Below are 472 nucleotides of genomic sequence, written 5' to 3'. Positions count from 1 at the left end.
GGGAAGTACGCGGTGTTCGTGACGAATCAGGACCGCGTGGAACCTGAGAAGATTCGAAGTGTCGTGAACGGGTACAGTCGGCGCTGGGACATCGAGAACCAGTACAAGTCGATCAAGAGCTTCATGCCGAAGACGTCGTCGACGGACTATCGGCTTCGATTCTGTAACTTTGCGCTGTCGACGTTGATCTACAACGTGTGGCGGCTCACGGACTATCTGATCAAGGTCGCGCTCGACGAGCCGATTCGGTCGCCGCCTGTAATCACGGCGAAGACCTTCGTGCGAGCGTTAGGGGACTTCCTGCGTGAGTTCGGGTAACGTTTTTCTCATTCCGGTTTGAGAGTTCGGGAGCGGCTGCTCTGTCGATTTCCACTCGTTTTCGCGACATCTGTTGACCAGTAGACTCGTGTCCGGTCGCTGAATCGACTTCACCCGGTTTTCGCACCCTGATTTGGCCTACCCATTCGGAAAT

The 472-nt window shown here is 55.3% G+C and carries 1 pseudogene; it reads left to right on the top strand.

The features are described from left to right. Positions 1-318: pseudogene (locus tag DVK05_RS16535) on the top strand (ISNCY family transposase); the annotation flags it as partial. Positions 319-472 lie beyond the last annotated feature (154 nt).

The organism is Halorubrum sp. Atlit-8R (assembly GCF_003666025.1).
Lineage (GTDB): Archaea > Halobacteriota > Halobacteria > Halobacteriales > Haloferacaceae > Halorubrum > Halorubrum salinarum.
The sequence above is the reverse complement of the archived record's forward strand: the minus strand, read 5'-3'. Positions and strand labels throughout refer to the sequence as shown.